Source organism: Caulobacter sp. RHG1 (genome assembly GCF_013181195.1).
Lineage (GTDB): Bacteria > Pseudomonadota > Alphaproteobacteria > Caulobacterales > Caulobacteraceae > Caulobacter.
In genome coordinates, this window is the sequence record NZ_SMZP01000002.1 from 298491 (window position 1) to 318195 (window position 19705).

Below are 19705 nucleotides of genomic sequence, written 5' to 3' on the forward strand. Positions count from 1 at the left end.
GAAGAAGCGCGAGCCCGTCCCGGTTTTGGAGGAACACAGAGGACGGGCTCGCCAGTCAGCCTAGAAGCGACGGGTCAAGCCGACCGAGTAGCGGCGCTGCAGCAGATCGTAGAGGCCCAGGTCGGTCGCCCCCTGCCCCACCCAACCGGGAGGAGCCTCGTCGAACAGATTCTGAACGGTGGCCCGCAGCTGGGTCTTGTCATCCACGCGCCAAGTGGCGGCCAAGTCGAAATACTGCCGCGTCTTGACGCCTGGCAGCGTGGAGTTCGCCACCCCGACGGCGCTGTAGTGGCTCATCGAGTCGGACCAGCGATAGCTGAGACGCAGGTCCAGGGGCCCCGTGCGCCAAGTGGTGGCCAGCGCCACCTTCCAATCCGGGAAGCCGATCGCCCCACTGTCGACCTGGCTGTTGCCGATCGTGCCGGCATAGTCGACGAACGCCGCGCCCTGCAGGTTCTGGATCTTGTACTGAAGCAGGCGCGAGACGATCAGATTGAAGCTGAGCGAGCCGCGATCGCCCAGGCCGATGTCGGCAAGATCGAAGCCCCAATCGATCTGCAGGTCGACGCCCGAGGTTTTGTAGGCGGCCAGGTTCAGGGTGGGCTGCACCTGGGTCTCGATGCCGCCGTTGGTGTTTCGCTGGGTCAGCTGGCAGTAGAAGTTGTTGGGGTCGTAGGTCGGATTGGACGCCCCATCGGCATTGAAGCAGCGCGACAGTCCGACCTGGGCGGTGATCACCCCGATCGCGTCTTCGACCTTGATGTCATAATAGTCGATCGAGGCTGACAGCCGGCGAGCCAGAGGGGCCTGGAAGCGGCTTTGCCAGACCACGCCGGCGGTGACAGTGTCGGCTGTCTCCTCCTTCAGATTGACGTTGCCTGAGGCCAAGCCGCCGACCGAACTGCCGGCGAAGCGGTAGATGTCGATGATGCTGGGCGTCACGCCCTGGGCGATGCAGAGCGAACGGACCTGAGCGGCGTTGGCGTTGAGCGCCGGATTGCGCAACCGCCCCGCGACATCGCAGGGATCGCCAGCCCCGATCGCCGTCGAGCCCAGCGCCGCCGAGGCCCGTTCCGGTGGCGCATAGAGCTCACCCAGGCTCGGGGCGCGAATGGCCCGCTGGTAGCCGCCGCGCAGGCGCACGCCCGCCCCGACGGCCCAGTCGACGCTGGCCTTGTAGGTATTGACCCCGCCGACGGTGTTGTAGTCGGAGTGACGCCAGGCCAGGTCCAGATTGAGCTCGTCGATGAAAGCGATATCCCTCAGCACCGGCACGAAGACTTCGGCGAAGGCCTCGCGCACGTTGTAGGCGCCGCGAGTGGGCCCGGTCAGTTGCACGGGCCAGACCTCGTTGCGCACCCGAGCCTCGGCGGGGTCATAGTCGTAGGTCGAGCGGCGATAGCTGCCCCCCGCGGCGAAGCGCAAGGCGCCGGCCGGCAGGGTAAACAGACTGCCCTGCACCGAGCCTTCGACGACCTGCTGGGTCAGCTCGGTGCTCTCCGCCAGGGTGCGGTTGAGATAGTTGAAGCAGGCCTCCTGCCCTGGAGTGTCTTCCAGAGCGGCGGGAATGAAGGGATTGAACCCGCCCGGGCAGATCGAAGCCCCGCCGTCGGCGGCATTGACCAGGTTGTTCCAGGCCTGGATGTTCACCCAGCCCGAGCTGGTCTCGTCCGACTTGGTCGTCCCGTAGGAACCGTAGAGGTCGAAGGTCCAGTCGCGGACCGGCAGCCCGCCCTTCAGTCCCAGCAACGTCTCGTTCAGATCGTAGCTGAAGTCGTATTGCGTGCGGCCGATCCGGCTGGTGCTGAAGACAAAATTGACCGGCGCGGTGGGATTGGGACGCGACGCCAGGATCGTGCGCATGCCCGCTGGGATGAAGGGGTTGGTGACCGGGATCAACGCCGTCGGGGCGGCCGATCCCGCCGACCAGCCTGGCCGGCTGTAAGCGGCGTCATACTGCATGTGGTTGAACTGGAAGTAGGCTTCCAGCGTGTCGCTGATCGCGTAGGAGCCCTTGGCGAAGGCGGTGTAGCGCTCGATGGGCGTCTGCAGCGGCAAGGTGTTGCCCAGCGGGAAGACGACCCGGTCCTCGTAGACGATGTAGGGCTGGTCATCGGGATAGCGCAGGTTCAGGACAGGCGCGGCGGTGGTGAAGAGGGTGCCGTCGGCATTGACCCCGAACGAGGCGTTGCGGACCGGCGCGCCCGCACCGTAACCGGCGAAGACGCCGTTGAGCGCCGCCTGAGTCGGCAAGTTGGTGGAGCTGGAGACGAAGCTGCCCCCCTGTAGAGCGCTGGCGAATCCCGAACGCTCGAAGAACGGCCGGCTGTCTCGAAACGTGCCGCCCCGGTCGAAATAGGTCAGAGCCGCCACCAGCCGGCCGCGATCGTCCCCGGTCCGCGCACCGAAGGTGGCCGACAGCGACACGGCCTTGGCGTCGTCGCGCTCGGTCACGCCGTATTGGGCGTCCAGCTCCAGTCCTTCGAAATTACGCTTGAGCTTGAAGTTGACGACACCGGCGATGGCGTCAGAGCCGTAGATCGCCGAGGCCCCGCCCGTGATCACTTCGATGCTCTCGACCAAGGCCGGGGTGATGGTGTTGAGGTCCACTGCGCCCAGGGCGTCCGACGGCTGCGTCCGGCGGCCATTCAGCAGAACGAGCGTGCGCTGAATGCCCAAGCCCCGCAGGTTGGCGTTGTTGCGCCCTTGCCGCGCGGGACTTGAGCCGCTGTTGGCGTTGCTGGCCGCGAACTGCGGCATCTGGTTGAACGTGCCGTCGATCGTGGCCGGGCCGCGCGCGGCCAGGGCTTCGGCGCCGATCGTGACGATCGGGCTTTCTGCGACATAGTCGGGTCGGGCGATACGCGAGCCCGTCACCACGACAGCTTCGACTTCCTGGACAGCTTGGGACTCTTGGGCGACGGCCGCACCGCCGCAGACGAGGGCCAGCGCCGAGGCGCCCCCCACCAGCATCTTCCGCATCGTTTCCAACCCCGGCATTTTGTTATGTGCCGCTTTACGGCACGCCTTGCCGATATACGCTGTCAGCAATGGAACAGCGTGTCAAACGAACGTTGGAAATCGCCATTTCTAAGCGCGAAAGACGGTGTCAGATCTCGCCGACGGCCTCGGCCATGCTGGCGCAGGCGTGCAGCATGGCTTCGATGATCAGGGCCTGCTTGGCGTCGGTCAGTCTGGCGGTCGGCGCGGTGACGGAAAGCGCGCCGGCGGCGTGTCCGTCCCGCCCCAGGATCGCTCCACCGAAGCCCATCACGCCGGCAATGGGCTGCGTCAGGGAATAGCCCCGCTCACGCACCTGCTGCAGCTGGGCCATGAAGGCGGCGCCATCGAAGTCGCGGCGGTTCAACAGGCGCTGCGCAACCCGCTCGACGATTTCGCCAGCGCCGGGCTCCTGGGCGAGAATGGCCACGCCACCAGCCGCCAGCGGCGCAGGAACCCTGCTACCGACCCGTGTGGAGTAGGCCATGGGCCGCGGCGCGGTGATCTTGTCCAGATAGAGCACGTCGTCACCGGCCAGCACCGTCAGGGCGACGGTTTCGCCGGTGGCCTGATGCAGCCCCTGCAGGAACGGCGCGGCCGCCCGCCGGACCGGGTGCTCGTCGACCACGGCCATGCCGATCTCCCAGACCTTCAGGGTCGGACGATAACGATCGGTGACGAGCTCCTGCTCGACGTGGCCCAGTTCGACCAGGGTGCGCAGAATTCGATGCACGGTGCTCTTCTGCAGCCCCAGATCATGGGCCAGGTCCGACAGCCGCAGGGGCGTGCTGGCGCGGCAGATCCGCTCCAGGACCATCAGGCCGCGCGTCACCGATCTGTCCATGAGTCTCCCCTGCAATGCCGAGCCTAGGCGCGCACCCGACGACGAGCAACGCCGGCCGAGAGTTGACAAGCCACCAAAGCCTCGAACAGATGTTCGAATAGATTTGGCATATTGTGCCGCATAACGGAACGCAACGGAGATCAGATGGCGCAGACCCTTCGGCCAGACCGTCGCGCCCTGCTGATCTCGGCCACCCTCGCGGCGACCGGTCTTTCAGCCTTGCCTGCCTGGTCTGCTGCGCCCCGCGGCCCTGGCAGGGGGCCATGGGGGATCGCCAAGCCAGAAAGCGCGGGCCTTTCGACAAAGGCCCTGGATCAGGCGGCCGACATCCTCGGCACGGCTGGCGAGCGGCAAGGCCTGGTGATTATTCGCGGCGGCCGTCTCGTCTACGAACGTTACTGGGCCAACGCCTGGCACGAGGCGCGCCCCGACTGGCGCAACGTCTCGTTCTCGTCGGGAAAGTCATGGGGCGCGACCCTGGTCGGCCGCGCCTACACTCAGGGCCTGCTCGGACTGGACGACCTGACGACCCGCTATCACCCGGCGGCCGTGTCGGGCCTGCGTCCGGAGACCACGATCCGGCACCTGCTGACCATGACCTCGGGCGGCACACTGGTGGTCAAGCCAAGCTCCAAGCCGCCGCGCCGCCTGGACGATCCAGCCCTGCCCGGCCCAGGCGTCGAGTATGCCCGCCAGGCTGAGGGCGAGCCTGGATCGCCACCCGGCTATGGTCGCGACATCCCGGCTGGCGCGCGCTTCTACTATGATGGCGCGGCGGCAGATCATCTGGCCGACATCGTAGCCAGCGCGACCGGCCGCACCAGCCTGCGCTACATGATGGACGAAGTTGTCGCGCCGCTCGGCTGCGAGACCTTCCGCTACCAGCCCGAAGGCGTCGACGCGGCGGGCCAGATCCGCATTGGCGGCTCGATCGAGCTGTCTTGTCGCGACATGGCCCGTCTGGGCCAGCTCTACCTGGATCGCGGCGTCTGGGGCGGCAAACGCCTGATTGCCGAGGACTACATCGTCGCGGCTGGAGCGCCCTCCCCGCTCAATCCCTCTTACGGCTTCCTGTGGTGGCTGAACACGCAAGGCCGCGTTCCCAAGGCGCCGAAGGACATGATCTTCGCCGCCGGCGCACGCGGGCAGTTCTGCTTCGTCTGCCCCGACCAAGACCTGGTGGTCGCCACCATGGGCTTTGGCGCCGCCCAGCTGAGCGCCGAGCAGGCCTGGGCCGCGCTGGCCCCGGCCCTGCTGTAAGGTCCGCCCGGATGTTGCATCGTCGACAGGCGCTGCTGGGCGGATTGGCCCTGGCGTCCCCCGTTTCCGCGCGCGCCGCGCCCGAACTCTTTCCCGTGGCGACCACGGCTGACGGAAAGGTGCGCGGCCTGGCCTCGGGCGGCATCCTGGCGTTCAAGGGCCTGCCCTATGGCGCGCCGACCGGCGGCGCCAACCGCTTCCACCCGCCCCGCCCCGTCAAGCCGTGGACCGGCGTTCGCGACGCCGTCGACTACGGCCAGATCGCCCCGCAGATTCCGTCAGACCGCCGCCATGCCTATGCCGACCTGATCCTCAACGACGTCCAGCCCGGCGGCATGGGCGAGGACTGTCTGGTCCTGAACCTGTGGACCCCGGCGTTGGATCACGCCAAACGGCCGGTGCTGGTGCGCTTTCACGGCGGCGGCTTCTACGGCGGCTCCAGCAACACGCCAGGCTCGGACGGCGAAATGCTGGCGAGGTTCGGCGACTGTGTCGTCGTCACGGTCAACCACCGCCTCAGCGCCTTCGGCTATCTGCATCTCGGCGGCGATGGCCCGCTTGCCGGTGCAGGCTCGGCGGGTTTGCAAGATCTGGTCGCCGCCCTGGCCTGGGTAAAGACCAACATCGAGCGCTTCGGCGGCGATCCGGAGCGGGTGCTGATCTTCGGGCAGTCCGGCGGCGGGGCCAAGGTCTGCCACCTGATGGCCATGCCCGCGGCCAAGGGGCTCTTCCATCGCGCCGCGGTGATGAGCGGTCCGCGCCTACGTGCAATGGACCCCGAGACCGGCCTGGCCGCCGCCGACCAGTTGCTGCGCAAGCTGGGCCTCGCCAAGGGCGATGTGCGCAAGTTGCAGGCTACCCCCTACGCAGTCATCCTGGCCGCGCAGGCGCAGATCGAGGCCGAAGCGCGAGCGCGCGGCGAAGCGCCCAACAGCTTCGCCCCGGTGCTGGGTCCGGCCCTGCCCCGCCATCCGTTCGATCCCGACGCCCCGTCGATCTCGGCGCACGTACCGCTGATCGTCAGCACGGTGTTGGATGAGCGGACGTATCGCGAGCGCAACTTCGACCAGACCTGGGACGGTGTGCTGGGACGCCTGCGGGCCCAGGTCGGCGCCGATGCGGCAGAGCTTCTGGCGCGCTACCGGGACGATGACTCCAAGGCCTCGCCGTTCGTGATGCAGGCGCGCATCGCGGCCGACCAGACCTATCGCCTGGGCGCTCATCTGATCGCCGGGCGCAAGGCGGCCCAGGCCGCGGCCGGCGGCGCGCCGGTCTGGAGCTATCTCTGGACGCAGCCCAGTCCGGCCTATGGCGGCCGCTATGGCGCCACGCACGGCATGGATGTTCCCGCCGCCATGCATGACGTACGCCTGCCGTTGCTGGGCCCGACGGCCGCGCACCAGCACTTGGCGGATCAGTTGGCCGGCGCCTTCGTCGCCTTCGCCGCCGACGGAAACCCCAACCATCCGGGCCTGCCGAACTGGCGCCCGTACGACACCGCCAACCGCGCGACGATGGTCTTCGGCTCGCCGACGCGACTGGAGAACGATCCGCGCGGCGCGTTCCGCGATTTCTGGACCCGCCGCGCCTCGACCGTCCCCAAGCCCGACGACGCCTGACGCCATGACCTTGGAGCCTCTCATGTTCGCCCCCGCCCTCACCCGTCGCTCGGTCCTGGCGACCGGCCTGCTGGCCGCCGCCCCTGCCTTTGCCGCGGCGGCCGAGCCCGTCGTCGAGACTGCTCAGGGACGCTATCGCGGGCGAGCGCTGGACGGCGTCCAAGTGTTCAAGGGGCTGCGCTACGGCGCCTCCACCGCCGGCCCGGGGCGCTTCTGGCCGCCCTCACCGCCCGAACCTTTCGCCGGCGTGCGCGACGCCTTCGACTATGGCGATCAGGCCCCTCAGATGCGCAGCCTCCTGGCCGGGTCGCAGCCGATGACCGAGGACTGCCTGCGGATCAATGTCTGGACGCCGGAAGCCTCTCGCGCCCGCAAGCGGCCGGTGATGGTCTGGTTCCACGGCGGCGGGTTCGAAGCCGGCTCCGGGTCCAGCGGCCTCTATGACGGCTCACGCATGGCGAGACGCGGCGACGTCGTCGTCTGCACGATCAACCACCGGCTCAACGTCTTCGGCTTCTGCGACCTCTCAGCCCTGGGACCTCAGTTCGCCCAATCGGGCAATGTCGGCTATCTCGACCTGGTCGCCGCGTTGAAATGGGTGCGCGAGAACATCGCCGCGTTCGGCGGCGATCCGGCCAATGTGATGATCTACGGCCAATCCGGCGGCGGACGGAAGGTCAGCCTCTGCTTCGCCGGCGCACAGGCCGCCGGGCTGTTCCACAAGGGTGTCGTCCAATCGGGATCGCATCTGCTTGTCCAGACGCCTGATCAGTCCCGAGCGCTCAGCACGGCGCTGATGAAGACGCTGTCCCTGGCCCCGACCGATGGCGCGGCCCTTCAGACGGTCCCCATCGAGCAACTGATCGCCGCCCAGCGTACGGTCATCACTGAGATCGGCTACCGGTTTGAACCCACCCTGGATGGCGTGTCGTTCACCGCCCACCCGTTCATCCCCCGAGCCCCGGCCCGGACCGCCAAGGTCCCGATGATGGTGGGCACGACCCAAACCGAACTGTCCAACCAACTGGGTCGGGACCCGAGCGTCTACACGCTGGACAAGGCAGGCCTGGCCGAACGGCTCAAACGCTTCCTGCCCGACGCCGACGTCCCCGACGCGATCGCCGTTTTTCAAGCGTCGGCGCCCCAGGCTTCACCGACAGAGCTCTTCTTCCGGATCACGTCGTGGCGATCTTACATCCGCAACGCCACCCTGATGGCCGAGCATCGGGCCAGTCTCAACGGCGCAAACAATCCGACCTGGATGTATCAGCTCAGGTGGCGTTCGCCCGCAGAAGACGGGAGGCGGTTCAGCCAACACACCCTGGATCTGCCATTCATGTTCGACAATGTCGATCGCGCCGCCCTCCTGACCGGCCCGGCCAGCGAGCAGACCCGCGCACTCACCGAAAGCATGGCCGGCGCCTGGCTTGCCTTCGCGCACAGGGGCGATCCCAACCACGACGGCCTTCCCGCCTGGCGGCCCTATGGCCTCAAGCGCCGCGAGACCCTGCTGTTCGATGTTCCGTGCCAGGCCGTCTCTGATCCCTCCAGGACCGAACGGGAGTTCATGACACGCTATCAGCCAGTCCGCGCGACAACCCGCGACGACTCCTGACGGCCCACACAGGCCAGTCGCCGCTCGCAAGGCGAAGGGAGACGAAGTCGTTCTTGATCTCGCCGCGCAGGATCTATCCAGTATGCTCGGCGCGGGCTCGGCGCTGTTTCAAATCCACCTCGAGGAGGTGATTTTGCAAGATAAGCGCGTCATCGTCGTCGGCGCTTCGGGAACCTTGGGCGGCGACATCGTCAAAGCCCTCCTCGACAAGGGCGCCAAGGTGCAGGCGATGGTTCGGGCGACCAGCAGTCGGGCCAGGCTCGAGGCGATGGGCGTGACGGACTTCGTGGTGGCCGACCTCAACGACCCAGCCTCGCTGCGTCAGGCCTTGGCGACCGAGCCACGAGCCGACGCCGTCGTCGCCAGCGCCGCGGGCTTCACCGCCCATTCGGCGCGCACGAAAGCTGACAACTCCAAGGCCGATACGGAAGGGTATCGCGATCTGATCGACGCGACCAAGGACGCTGGCGTGCCTCGCTTCATCCTCATCTCGATCCTCGGCTGCGATCGCGCGCCGGGCGTGCCGCACTTCTTCCAGAAATTCGAGACCGAGACCTATCTGGCCAAGACGGGACAGCCCTATCTGGCCCTGCGCGCCGGAGCATTCCTGGACCGGGCCCGGGACATCGTGCCCGACCAAATCGCCAAGGGCGTCTTTCCCGACATCCTGCCGGGAGTCCCGATGGCTCTGGTCTATTCGCGCGATCTGGCGCGGTACGCGGCCCAAGCGGCCCTGGAGCTTCCAGAGTCGGCGCTGAATCAGAGCGTCGACATTGGCAGCGCCTCGCCAGCTACGGGCGCGATGGTAGCCCAGGCCTTCACCCGGGTTCTGGGACGGCAGATCGTCGCCAAGCCGGTGTTCCCGGCGCTGGTCATGGCTCTGGCCCCGCTGCTTGCGTGCGTTCAGCCGCGCCTCCGCGACAACCTCGCGGTTATGAAGTGGCTGCGGAAAGGCGGTTATGTCAGCGACGATCCCCAAAAGCAGCAGCGGTTGTTCGGCGACCTGCCCACCATCGATGAAATCGTGGCCCGCTACAGTCGGGACAAGAGACTGAACTAGGGGCCATCGAGCCGCCGCGTCCAGTTCTCGACAAGGCCTGTGCGAAGCCGCTCGCGGGCGTAGGCCCTCCAGGTGTCCGGCAGAACTTCCAGCGCGGCCATGGCGGTCAGCTCTCCAGGGTCTAGCAGCCGGACATAGAGTATCCGCCACAGGCGCTCGATCGTCCAATCGGGCCAGGGACGCTCCAGGCGCTCCAGGCTGTCGCCGGCCCGCACGAGTCCAGGCTCGACGACCCGATAGTACCAACCGATCCGGCCACTGGCCTGAACCCGCCTCGCCATGTCGCGATGGCCAAAGCGCAGGTTCAACTTCCAGCACGGCTGACGGCCTTGGGTCACCGCCACCACCGCCTCGCCCAATCGAAAGACGTCGCCGACCGCGACGTCGGCCTCGGTCAAGCCGCGGGTGGAGAGGTTTTCGCCGAAGCCGCCCGGAACCGGCCCAAGAGGGTCTCCTTCGGCCCGCCAAGCGTCGTAGTGTTCACGCGGATAATGATGCAGCGCCTTGTCGACGCCGCCATGAAAGCGTCGGTCGCCTTGGGCGTCCCCGGTCAGGCCCAGCGGCGACAGAAACAGCGGCTGGTCAGACGGTCGCTTGTCGATACCGCTGAGCGCGCCCTGGTGGCCAAGCGGCGCGACCGCGCCGATCAGAAGATGATCGACACGGACGATCAAGGCGCCAGTCCGTCCAGCCAATCGTTCAGCATCGCCTGCCCGGCGCTCTCAAGGACTGCGGCATGGCGGCGGGCCTCGGCCCGAAGCGCGACAGGATCGACGCTCGCTGCCGCCAGTTCGCTTGCGTGGCCGACCAACCAGGACTCGATAGCCAGACAGTCGGCCTCCGCGTGAAACTGCAGGCCCAAGGCGTGAGTCCCGATGGAATAGGCCTGGTTGGGGCAGATCTCCGTACCCGCCAGCCGCACGGCGTCGGACGGAATCTCGAACATGTCGCCATGCCAGTGCAGCACTGGCACATCCTCGAGCCGGCTGAGCGGACTCGCGCGACCGGCTTGGGTCAGGGACACTGGCGCAAAGCCAATCTCCTTGACGCCCATCGGCCTGACCTTGGCGCCCAAGGCTGCGGCCATCAGCTGCGCGCCCAGACACAGGCCCAAGGTCGGCAGCCCAGCCGTGAGCCGCTCGTGCAGGATCGCCAGCTCATGGCCCAGGAATCGATAGGTTTCGACGTCGTCGACGCCCACGGGCCCGCCCAGCACGATCAGCAGGTCCGGCGCCCCGATGGTGGTAAGATCGGCCAACGGCGCGTCGATGATCCGGACCTCGTAACCACGCGCCGCGAGAACAGGCGCGAAGACGCCGAGGTCTTCGAAATGGACGTGGCGAAGGGCAAGAGCGGTCTTGGCCATGGTGTCTCCTGAAAGTCCGGCCGGGGAAGCGTCGAGCCTCCCCGGCGCGGCCTGTTCCTAAGCGCGCTTCAGCGCGACGGACGGGAAGTCGACCGGGACGTCCAGCGCGACATTGACGTAGTTGGTGAAGAGATTGAGCGCCACATGCGCGATGATCTCGACAATGGCCTCATCGTCGAATCCCGCGGCGCGCACGGCTTCGACGTCGGCCGCGGCGACAGCGGCCCGCTCGCGGACGACTTTCAGCGCGAAAGTCAGGGCGGCGTGGGTGCGCGGGTCGGTGGAGCGGCCTTCCTGAGCTTGCGCCATCTCTTCGGCCGTGGCGCCGGCCTTGCGGCCCAGGGCGGTGTGGGCGGCCAGGCAGTACTCGCAGTGATTGGCGTTGGCGATGGCGACGGCGATCTCCTCGCCAAGCCGCGGGCCCAGCTGTCCGCTCCCGAGCGCGCCGAACGCTCCCCACATGCTCGCCAGGGCCGCGGGTGAGTTGGCCACGGCCTTGAACATGTTGGGTACGACGCCGAACGCGCCCTTGATCTGATCGAGGGTCGGCTTGACGGTCGCAGGGGCCAGGGCCGGATCGACGAGGTTTACGTGGGTCATGGGTCTATCTCCTTGGTCAGGTGGGGATGGAACAGGCGCCGGCCGCGCAGTCGTCGGCCGGCGTGGCAGTGGGCTGGTTTGGCGCGGATTGCAGGATCCGGGTGATCTCAGCGCCGACGTTCAGATCGGGAGCATGGCCGAACACCTGCCGGCGCAGACGCCCCTCGGCGTCGATCAGCACCAAGGTCGGAGTGCCCCGCATGCGGTAGTCGAACATGGTGCGGGGGAGCGGGCCTTCGCTTCCCGGCGCATCGATGCCGACCGGGAAGTCGATCCGGTACTCGTGCAGGAAGGCTTCCAGCGTCGCGGGACTGTTGGCCTGGTGATGCTCGAAGACGCTGTGAAGGCCGACAACCTCCAGAGCTTCGGACGGAAAGGTCTCTCGCAGCCGCTGGGCCTGAGGCAGCGCCTGGCTGACGCAGCCGGGGCACAGCATCTGGAAGGCGTAGAGCGCGACCGCCTTGCCCCGTAACCCTTCCAGGGTCAGGGGCTTGGCCGTGTTGAACCATTGCGTCGTCGTCCAGGACGGCGCGGGATCGTTTAGCGAAGGCATGGCGAGACTCCTCAGTGGCCATGGACCGGGGCGACCTTGCCCGGCAGGCTCAGGTCTCCAGACGCCACGTCGAAGACATCCGACACGCAAAGCAGCGGCGCATGCAGGTTGGCGTTGACCTTCAGCGCCGAGGTGACGCCGTCGAACTTGACGCCCTCGAGCGCGCCGACCGCCGAGACCGGCACGCGCACCTCGACGGTGTCGGTCGCCAGGGTCGTCGGATAGGTCGGGCTGTCGATCAGCAGAGGCACGCCGGGCCAAGTGGCGGGCAGCTTCGGCTTGGCGCCGGGCGGGATGTCCTTGACCTTCAGGGCGGCCGGGCCGCAGACGGCGTCCTTGGTCAGCACGACCCAATGCGGATGCCAGACATGGCGATTGACCGCCCCGGCCGCGCCGTCGTCGAAGTCCGGGTGGAAGGTCACAGCCAGAGCAACGATACCCTGAGCTTTGTCGAAGCCGACCGTCGAGCTGTCCAGCGAGGTCGGCCAGACATAGCTGTAGACGGCGCTGCCGGCGAACTGGCCCGTGGCCTTGGGCTTAAGGTCGCCAGCCTTGCCGCGCACCTGGACCCGGAACGCCACCTCCGCGCCGTTCGAGACCACCTCGGTGCGGACGATGTCGAACGGCGCGGCGACGGCAGCTTGGGTGGGCGCATCGATCGCCTGGGCGCCGGCGCCACTGGCGGCCAGCAGGCTGGAAACAGTGGCGGCGAGAACCGAACGCGGGACGGACATGGAACAACCCCTTGGGAGGCGCCGCGGGGAGATCGCGGCCGATGCAGCCAAGGTGGTGGTTGAATTTCGACGCAGGACTGCCCAGGTTCGCCTGATCGCTATTCAAAATCGCATGGGCAAGCATGGACTGGGACGATCTCCGCGTGTTCCTGGCGGTGGCCAAGACGGGCAGCCTGACTCGCGCGGCCCAGGCTCTGGGTCTCAGCCAGCCGACCGTCGGCCGACGCATCACCGCGCTGGAGAAGCAGACAGGCGCGCGTCTGCTGGAACGCACCCCAACCGGTTACGCCACCACCGTCGCCGGCGCGGCGATCCTGTCCAGCCTGGAGCGGATGGAAGGCGAGGCTCTAACCGTCGAGCGCATGATCAGCGGCCATGACGCGGGCCTGAGCGGGCCCGTGCGGGTGACCGCGATCGAATGGTTCGCCTCCCGGGTGCTGGCTCCCATCTATGCGGGCTTCGCCCAGGTCCACCGCGAGGTGACGATCGAGCTCCTGACCGATGTGCGCCTGTTCAGTCTGACGCGACGCGAGGCCGACATCGCCCTGTCCTTCAACCGCTTCGACCAAGGCGACATCTTTCAGCGCAAGGTCGCCGAGGTTCCGCACGCCTTGTTCGCCGCGCCCAGCTATATCGCGCAATTTGGCAAGCCCAGCTGCGCCGACGGCATGCATGGCCACACCGTCATCCAGATGGACGAGCAACATGGCGGCCAAGTCGACGCCGAGTGGTTGGCGGGATTGGCGTCCAGCGCCCACATCGCCCTGCGCAGCAACAGTCGCGAGGCTCAGGCGCAGGCATGCGCCGGCGGCGCGGGCGTGGCCGTGCTGCCTCGCTGCCTGGGCGAGAAGACCGCTGGGCTGGTCGAGATCGTCACGCCCTCCCCGCCGCCCTGCAGAACCGTATGGCTGGGCGTGCATCGTGATGTGCGCCAGACGCCTCGCGTCCGCGCCCTCGTCGAAGCCACGGCGGAAGGACTGAAGGCCTCAGGCTACTTCGCCGACTGAGCGCGCCATCGATGCTCTACTTCAAGCCCGGCTTTGCGCGCGGATAGCTGCGGGTCACAAGGGCCGGCGGCCGGTAGTCGATCCTGAAGTGACAGGCTTCACCGTAGCGCTGCGCCGCCTCGCTGCAGCTCGCTGCCAGCGAAGCCGGGCTGGGCTTGGTCCCCTGCTCGATCCAGGCGCTCATGGCGCGAAACAGGGCTGCATACTCGGGCGTGGCCAGTTTGGAGTGCTCGTTCTCGTCCGTGAACGACTGGACCAGCAGGTCACTCTTGCCGGCCTTGGCGACGGTGTCGTGCAGCACCTGCTCCAGCTCTACGAAGGCCGTCGGGTCGTCGATGGCGTGCATGGTTAGGGTCGGGACCATCAGCTTGCCGGTCAGGTCGCTGTCTTCGGCCAGGCGGCGCACGCCGACGGGGTCGGCTTTGAAGCGGGTCACACCCTTGTTCAGCGCCTTGTCATCGTCGGAGCCCTTGTAGGCCACGCCAATGTTCGTGAAGGGGTTGGCCCCGCCCAACCGCTTGTTGACCATGTCGGCGAAGGTGAAGGTCGCCCAGTTCAGGTGGTTGTCCAACGTGCGCTCGGGGATCTTGGTCACCGCCAGGATATTGGCCAGCTTGCGCGCCTGTTCGGGACTGCGCTGGCCGGCCGGCAAGTTGAAGCCGGTGCAGGCGTTGAGGCGCTCTTCCAGCTGCTTGTTGGTCAGTTTCGAGCCGACCGGCTGGCCCTGCCACAGCGGATACTGGACCTCGTCCTTGGCCGGGTGGTTGCCGCAGTAGAACTGGTAGACGGCCCGCAGGTCGGCGCGGAAGTCGTAGGCGCGCGTGCCGCCCGAGACCACGCCGTTGGTGAGGATCACACCGTCATAGACCGGCTTGCTGTCAGCGCCCTGGCCGTACAGTTCGGCGGTCTTGGCTGCGATGTTGCCGCCCCAGGATTGGCCATGCAGCAGGGTGCGCTTGGGCCGACCATAGGTCGCCCAGAACAGCTTGCGCAGGTTGTCGCTGTCCTCCGCCGCCGAGCGGACCCCAAAGCCTTCGCGGCGATAGTTCGAGCCAGCCCAGGCAAAGCCCTCGGCCACGGTGACCGCGAAGCGCTGCAGATCCTCGATGGCGTCGTCGGGCTTGGGCGTCTTCAGCCGCGGACCGCCGTGGGTGTGGACCACGAGACTGCCGTTCCAGGCCTTGGGAATGGCGATCCAGTACCAGGCGCCGTTCTGGTCCTGACCGGCCAAGCACTTGGTCTCGGCCGGCAAGCCATCGGGACAGGTCTTTGGGGTCGGCGCCTCCGCGTGAGCGGCCGTGGCGACCATCAGACCCACGACGGCCGAGAGAAGCTTGATCACCTGCGAGACCTCATCATGCGAGAATGGAAAGGCGCCGGCCGCCCCCGGGGAGGAAGGAGCGGCCGGCCGGCTCAGCATCAGAACGACTTGCTGACGCTCATGTACCAGTAGCGGGCATAGGGATTGTAGAGCGAGCCGATGAAGCCGCCCGACGACAGCGGCGGATCCTTGTCGAACAGGTTGCGCGCGCCGACCCGGATGCGGGTGTCGTTGGCCCAGCCCTTCTGCTCGAAACGATACTGGCCATACAGGTTGACCGTGGTCAGGGGCTGCACGCGCCAGGGCTCGCCGGCCGTCGACAGGAAGTCGGTGTCCAGCACCGAACCGGTGTAGATCACAGAGGCGCCGACCTGGAACGGACCGCCGCGCCAGGTGGCGTTGCCGCTCCACTTCCACTTCGGCTTGCCGTTGCGCTTGAGCAGGTCGCCCGGATCAGTCAGCGGCGTGGCCGGGTTGATCGTACCGGCGCTGCGGGCGGCGAACAGCTCGGCGATCGGCGGGGCCAGCTGCTGCGAGTACTTGTCCATGTAGGTGCCGTCGACATTGACGGTGAAGCGGCCGACGCTCTCGGTGCGCAGGGACCAGTTCAGGCCGAAGTCGATGCCGCTGACCGTCTGAGGCTGCAGATTCTTGAACTGGTCGCGGATCTCCAGGATCTGGCCGACCGGCGTCAGGCCCGTGCCAGCGAAAGCGGCGACGTCGTCAACCGTCGGCGCCGAGCGGATCACGGCGGGGTTGCTCGCACCGCTCAGGCGGAACAGGTAGTCTTGGATGGCGATATTGGTCGAGCCCAGCGTGCCGACGATGCCTTCCTGCTTGATCTGCCAGCGGTCGACCGTGAACGTGAAGCGGCCGAACTGCTCGGGGATGAAGGTGGGCTGCAGCACGACGCCGACCGAATAATTCTCGCTCTCCTCGGCCTTCAGATCGGGATTGCCGGCCGTCGTGAAGCGGATGCCGACGCCGCGCGTACAGGCGGTGAACGTCGCGATGCGGCCCGAACGCAGATCGGCCTCGCAGCGGTAGTAGTCGGTGACCGTATTGGTCCGCGAATAGTTGAAGGGGTTGGTCGTCTCCAGGTTCGGAGCCCGGAAACCCTGCTGCCAGGAGCCGCGGAACCGCACGCCGTCGATCACGTCCCAGGCGAAGGCGATCTTCGGCTTCGCGACCGAGCCGAAGTCGCTGTAGTTTTCGTAGCGGCCAGCCAGCTGAAGGTCGATGCGGCGAACCAGCGGGATGTTCATCTCCGGCGAGACCAGCGGCACCGCGAACTCGAGGAAGGCCGAGCCGACGTCGCGCGAGCCCTTGGTGCTGGGCGTGTCGTTGACGCCGGTGACATTGCTGGCGGAGCGGTTGCCGGTCACCGGGTCGGTAAAGGGTGTTCGCCCATCCAGCATCGGATCGCGGCGGTCTTCCTGCGTCTCGTGGCGGAACTCGACGCCGGCGGCGACGCCCACCGGGCCCGCCCAGATGTTGACCAGGTCAGGCTTGGAGACCTTGAAGTCGGCCAGGGTCAGGGTGGTGGTCGAGTGGCGCTTCAGGCGGAAGCGGATGGCGTCCAACGCAGCCTTCGAACTGGGGGTGCAGTCACCGCCGCCTCGCCCGTCAAGGCAGCCGCCGTTGAACGGGTTGTAGGCGTCGGGGGTCGACAGGGCCAGCGAAGCGGCCAGCTTGGCGCTGTCGATGCCGTCGCTCTCGTCCTTGGCGTCGGCCTTGGAGTACAGCAGCGCCGAGTCCCAGCTCCAGCCCCACTTCTCGCCCTTCAGCCCTCCCAGGAAGCGGGTCTGGTAGTTCTCGACCTCGACCTTGTTCGGGCCCAGGTCGTTGAAGCGGTAGTTGGTGAAGGTGACCGGCAGGCCGGCGGCCGGCACGTTGGTCAGGTTCGCCAGGCGGTTGGGGTTGGCCTGGCCATTGGCGAAGGTCACCGGGCCAAAGGGGTTCCAATAGTTGCTGGCCGGTACGCCGATCACCACCAGGCTTGTGCCCTGGGTGGTCAGGGCCTCCGACGTGGCGTGGTAGAAGCCGACCTCGCCATAGGCCGTCAGGGTGTCGCTGATGTCGTAGTGGCCGTTCAGGAACAGGTTCTGACGCTTGATCTCCGGCGCGATGGTCGTCGCGTCGTTCTGAGGCGCGTTGTAGCGATAGGCGTTGGCGGTGCTGCCGGTCGCCAGGTTGCCCGTGCCCAGGCACAGTCCGTTGGCCAGTTGGGCCGCACAGCCGGCGATGGTGTTGGGCTGGACGTGAGTGGCGCCGGCGGCCGTGGTCAGGGCCGTCGTACCCTGGCGGATCACGCCGGGTCCGCCGAACACCGTGAAGTTGGCGAAAGAGTTCTGATTGCCGCGGTTGTCCGGCGCAGCGCTGGCGGCGTAGTCGGCATAGCCGGCGAACAGCGGGCGCAGATCCTGGGTCGCGGTATAGGGCCGATCGCTGGGACGCTGGGCCGTGCGCCAGGTGAAGTTGGCGTTGACCGAGATGTTGCCCCGCCCTTCGGCGAAGTTGCGGCCGGCGAAGATGTTGCTGCTGTATTCCTTGCGGTGCGTGCCCTCGGCCCAACCGTACTGGGCGTCCATCGACAGGCCGTCGAAATTGCTCTTCAGCACGGTGTTGACCACCCCGGCCACGGCGTCCGAGCCGTAAATGGCCGCGGCGCCGTCGCGCAGCACTTCCAGGCGATCCAGGTTCGAGGTCGGAATGGCGTTGGCGTTGAAGCCCAGCAGCGGCACGGTGCCCGACGACTGGCTGGTCGGGTGCGACACCAGCCGGCGGCCGTTCAGCAGCACCAGGGTGTTCCCGACGCCCAGGCTGCGCAGGTTGATCGAGTTGACGTCGCCGCGCGTCGAGTTGCTGGTCTGCGGGCTGTTGCTGGGGTTGATGAAGACGTCGCCCATCTGCGGGATCGAGCGGAACAGGTCATCGCCTGAGACCGCGCCGGTAGCAGCGATCGCGCTCTCGTCCAGCACCGTGACCGGCAGGGCCGCCGTGGTCTTGGCGCCCTTGATCTGGGTGCCGACGACGACGACTTCCTCAACGTTGTTGGCCTCGATCGATTCCTGGGCGGCGGCGCCGGTGGCGATCAGGAGACCGGCCAGGGCTGCGCCCTGAGCCAGCCGGCGGCGATACCCGCGAAGGCTTTGGTAGTTCATGTTTCAGCTCCCCAATATTTATTATTTTACGGGCCTTTAGGGCCCGGCGCTAAGGTCGCGCCGGATCCGGAAGTGGTCCATCGGACGGTGGCGGCGGCGCCTTGCCCGGGCTGAGCGCCGCCTTCAGGGCGTCGGCGTCCAGGCCGCGCTCCCAGCGCGAGACGACGATCGCGGCGACGGCGTTGCCGATGAAGTTGGTCAGGGCCCGGCACTCGCTCATGAAGCGGTCGACGCCCAGGATCAGGGCCATGCCGGCCACGGGGACCGACGGCACGACCGACAGGGTCGCAGCCAGGGTGATGAAGCCAGCGCCGGTCACGCCCGCCGCGCCCTTGGAGCTCAGCATGGCCACGCCCAACAGCAACGCCTGCTGCTCCCACGACAGGTGCACGCCGGTGGCCTGGGCGATGAACAGCGCCGCCAGCGTCATGTAGATATTGGTGCCGTCCAGATTGAACGAGTAGCCCAGCGGAACCACCAGGCCGACCACCGACTTCGGACACCCCGCCTTTTCCAGCTTTTCGATCAGGCTGGGCAGGGCCGCTTCGGACGAACTGGTGCCCAGCACCAGCAGCAGTTCCGCCTTCAGGTAACGGATCAGGCCGAAGATCGAGAAGCCGTTGGCCCAGCCGACCGCGCCCAGCACCACGATCACGAACAGGATCGAGGTCAGGTAGAAGGTTCCGACCAGCATGGCCAGGTTGGCGATCGAGGCGATGCCATATTTGCCGATCGTGAAGGCGAAGGCCCCGAAGGCGCCGATCGGGGCGGCCTTCATCACGATGTGCACGAACTTGAAGAAGGCCTGGGCGATGCGCTCCAGCATGTCGACGACCGGTTCGCCGGCCTCGCCGATCAGGGTCAGCGACAGGCCAAACAGGATCGAGATCAGCAGCACCTGCAGGATCTCGCCCTCGGCGAAGGCGCCCACCACCGTGTTCGGGATGATGTGCATCAGGAAGCCGACGGTGGTCTGGTCGTGCGCCTTGGCGGCGTATTCGGCGACCTTGTCGGTCTTCAGGGTGGCGGGGTCGATGTTCATGCCCGCGCCCGGCTGAACGACGTTGGCGACGATCAAGCCGACGACGAGAGCCAGGGTCGAGAACACCAGGAAATAGCCCAAGGCCTTCAGCGCCACGCGGCCGACCTTCTCCAGGTCGCGCATGCCGGCGATGCCGGTGACCACGGTCAGGAAGATCACCGGCGCGATGACCATCTTCACCAGCTTGATGAAGGCGTCGCCCAGCGGCTTCAGAGCCTGGCCGGTGTCGGGCGCGAAATGGCCTATGGCCCCGCCCAGCACGATGGCGACCAGCACTTGGAAGTACAGGTGGCGGTAGAACGGCAAGGGACGCGCCGGAACGGCCGGTTGGATCGTCTGCACTCAGAGCCTCTTCACCTGGCCCCGAGGGACCGCATTTCCACCCTGCGTCCCTTTGCCGGGACGCCTGGATAGACGATCCTCGTCGGAAGGACGGCGCGCAAGCGCTCCATGGAAAAGCCGCAAGACGTTGGTTTATATATTAATTTGCATGATCGAAGAGATCTGCGCCTGGGACGTC

15 protein-coding genes are annotated in these 19705 nt (G+C 67.2%); 5 read left to right on the plus strand and 10 right to left on the minus strand.

Annotation, left to right across the window (positions count from 1 at the left end; genetic code table 11):
• Positions 1–60: 60 nt before the first annotated feature.
• Both E1H18_RS05165 and E1H18_RS05170 read right to left on the minus strand, forming a co-directional pair.
• Positions 61–2973, minus strand: a complete 2913-nt coding sequence (locus E1H18_RS05165; protein ID WP_206679024.1) for a TonB-dependent receptor domain-containing protein — start codon at positions 2971–2973, stop codon at positions 61–63.
• Between the two features lie 136 nt (positions 2974–3109).
• Positions 3110–3844 carry an IclR family transcriptional regulator gene (locus E1H18_RS05170; RefSeq protein ID WP_172264372.1) on the minus strand — a complete coding sequence of 245 codons (735 nt, stop codon included), beginning with the start codon at positions 3842–3844 and terminating at the stop codon, positions 3110–3112.
• Positions 3845–3988: 144 nt separating this feature from the next.
• Between E1H18_RS05170 and E1H18_RS05175 the strand changes: the two genes are divergently transcribed.
• The 4 genes from E1H18_RS05175 to E1H18_RS05190 all read left to right on the plus strand — a co-directional run bounded on the left by E1H18_RS05175 (position 3989) and on the right by E1H18_RS05190 (position 9398).
• Entirely contained in the window at positions 3989–5104 is a 1116-nt protein-coding gene (locus tag E1H18_RS05175; protein WP_172264374.1) for a serine hydrolase, read from the plus strand.
• 11 nt (positions 5105–5115) lie between these two features.
• A complete protein-coding gene (locus E1H18_RS05180; RefSeq protein ID WP_172264376.1) occupies positions 5116–6723 on the plus strand; it encodes a carboxylesterase/lipase family protein in 1608 nt (535 codons plus the stop codon).
• Positions 6724–6745: 22 nt separating this feature from the next.
• The gene (locus tag E1H18_RS05185; RefSeq protein WP_172264378.1) at positions 6746–8338 is read left to right on the plus strand and encodes a carboxylesterase/lipase family protein; all 1593 of its coding nucleotides are present in this window, start codon (positions 6746–6748) and stop codon (positions 8336–8338) included.
• 133 nt (positions 8339–8471) lie between these two features.
• Positions 8472–9398 (plus strand): SDR family oxidoreductase, encoded by a 927-nt coding sequence (locus tag E1H18_RS05190; RefSeq protein ID WP_172264381.1) that lies wholly within the window; start codon positions 8472–8474, stop codon positions 9396–9398.
• On the opposite strand, the gene E1H18_RS05195 is transcribed toward E1H18_RS05190, so the two are convergent.
• Genes E1H18_RS05195 through E1H18_RS05215 form a run of 5 tightly spaced genes read right to left on the minus strand, consistent with a single transcriptional unit; the run spans position 9395 to position 12651 of the window.
• Positions 9395–10072 carry an MOSC domain-containing protein gene (locus E1H18_RS05195; protein ID WP_194247877.1) on the minus strand — a complete coding sequence of 226 codons (678 nt, stop codon included), beginning with the start codon at positions 10070–10072 and terminating at the stop codon, positions 9395–9397. The genes E1H18_RS05190 and E1H18_RS05195 overlap by 4 nt on opposite strands.
• Positions 10069–10764, minus strand: coding sequence for a glutamine amidotransferase (locus E1H18_RS05200; protein ID WP_172264383.1), 696 nt, complete (start codon positions 10762–10764; stop codon positions 10069–10071). Before E1H18_RS05200 ends, E1H18_RS05195 begins: the two co-directional genes overlap by 4 nt.
• A 57-nt stretch (positions 10765–10821) precedes the next feature.
• Positions 10822–11364, minus strand: a complete 543-nt coding sequence (locus E1H18_RS05205) for a carboxymuconolactone decarboxylase family protein (RefSeq protein WP_172264385.1) — start codon at positions 11362–11364, stop codon at positions 10822–10824.
• A gap of 16 nt (positions 11365–11380) precedes the next feature.
• A complete protein-coding gene (locus E1H18_RS05210) occupies positions 11381–11917 on the minus strand; it encodes a redoxin domain-containing protein (RefSeq protein ID WP_172264387.1) in 537 nt (178 codons plus the stop codon).
• An 11-nt stretch (positions 11918–11928) separates the two neighbouring features.
• Positions 11929–12651, minus strand: coding sequence for a hypothetical protein (locus E1H18_RS05215; RefSeq protein WP_172264389.1), 723 nt, complete (start codon positions 12649–12651; stop codon positions 11929–11931).
• A 122-nt stretch (positions 12652–12773) separates the two neighbouring features.
• Here E1H18_RS05215 and E1H18_RS05220 point away from each other — a divergent pair, with 122 nt between their 5' ends.
• A complete protein-coding gene (locus tag E1H18_RS05220; RefSeq protein WP_172264391.1) occupies positions 12774–13658 on the plus strand; it encodes a LysR family transcriptional regulator in 885 nt (294 codons plus the stop codon).
• Between the two features lie 16 nt (positions 13659–13674).
• Here E1H18_RS05220 and E1H18_RS05225 read toward each other — a convergent pair whose 3' ends face one another.
• From E1H18_RS05225 to E1H18_RS05235, 3 genes are all read right to left on the minus strand, one after another.
• Entirely contained in the window at positions 13675–15000 is a 1326-nt protein-coding gene (locus E1H18_RS05225; protein ID WP_172264393.1) for a hypothetical protein, read from the minus strand.
• A gap of 77 nt (positions 15001–15077) precedes the next feature.
• Positions 15078–18143 carry a TonB-dependent receptor domain-containing protein gene (locus tag E1H18_RS05230; protein ID WP_172264395.1) on the minus strand — a complete coding sequence of 1022 codons (3066 nt, stop codon included), beginning with the start codon at positions 18141–18143 and terminating at the stop codon, positions 15078–15080.
• Between the two features lie 49 nt (positions 18144–18192).
• Entirely contained in the window at positions 18193–19527 is a 1335-nt protein-coding gene (locus tag E1H18_RS05235) for a C4-dicarboxylate transporter DctA (RefSeq protein WP_172264397.1), read from the minus strand.
• Between the last annotated feature and the right edge of the window lie 178 nt (positions 19528–19705).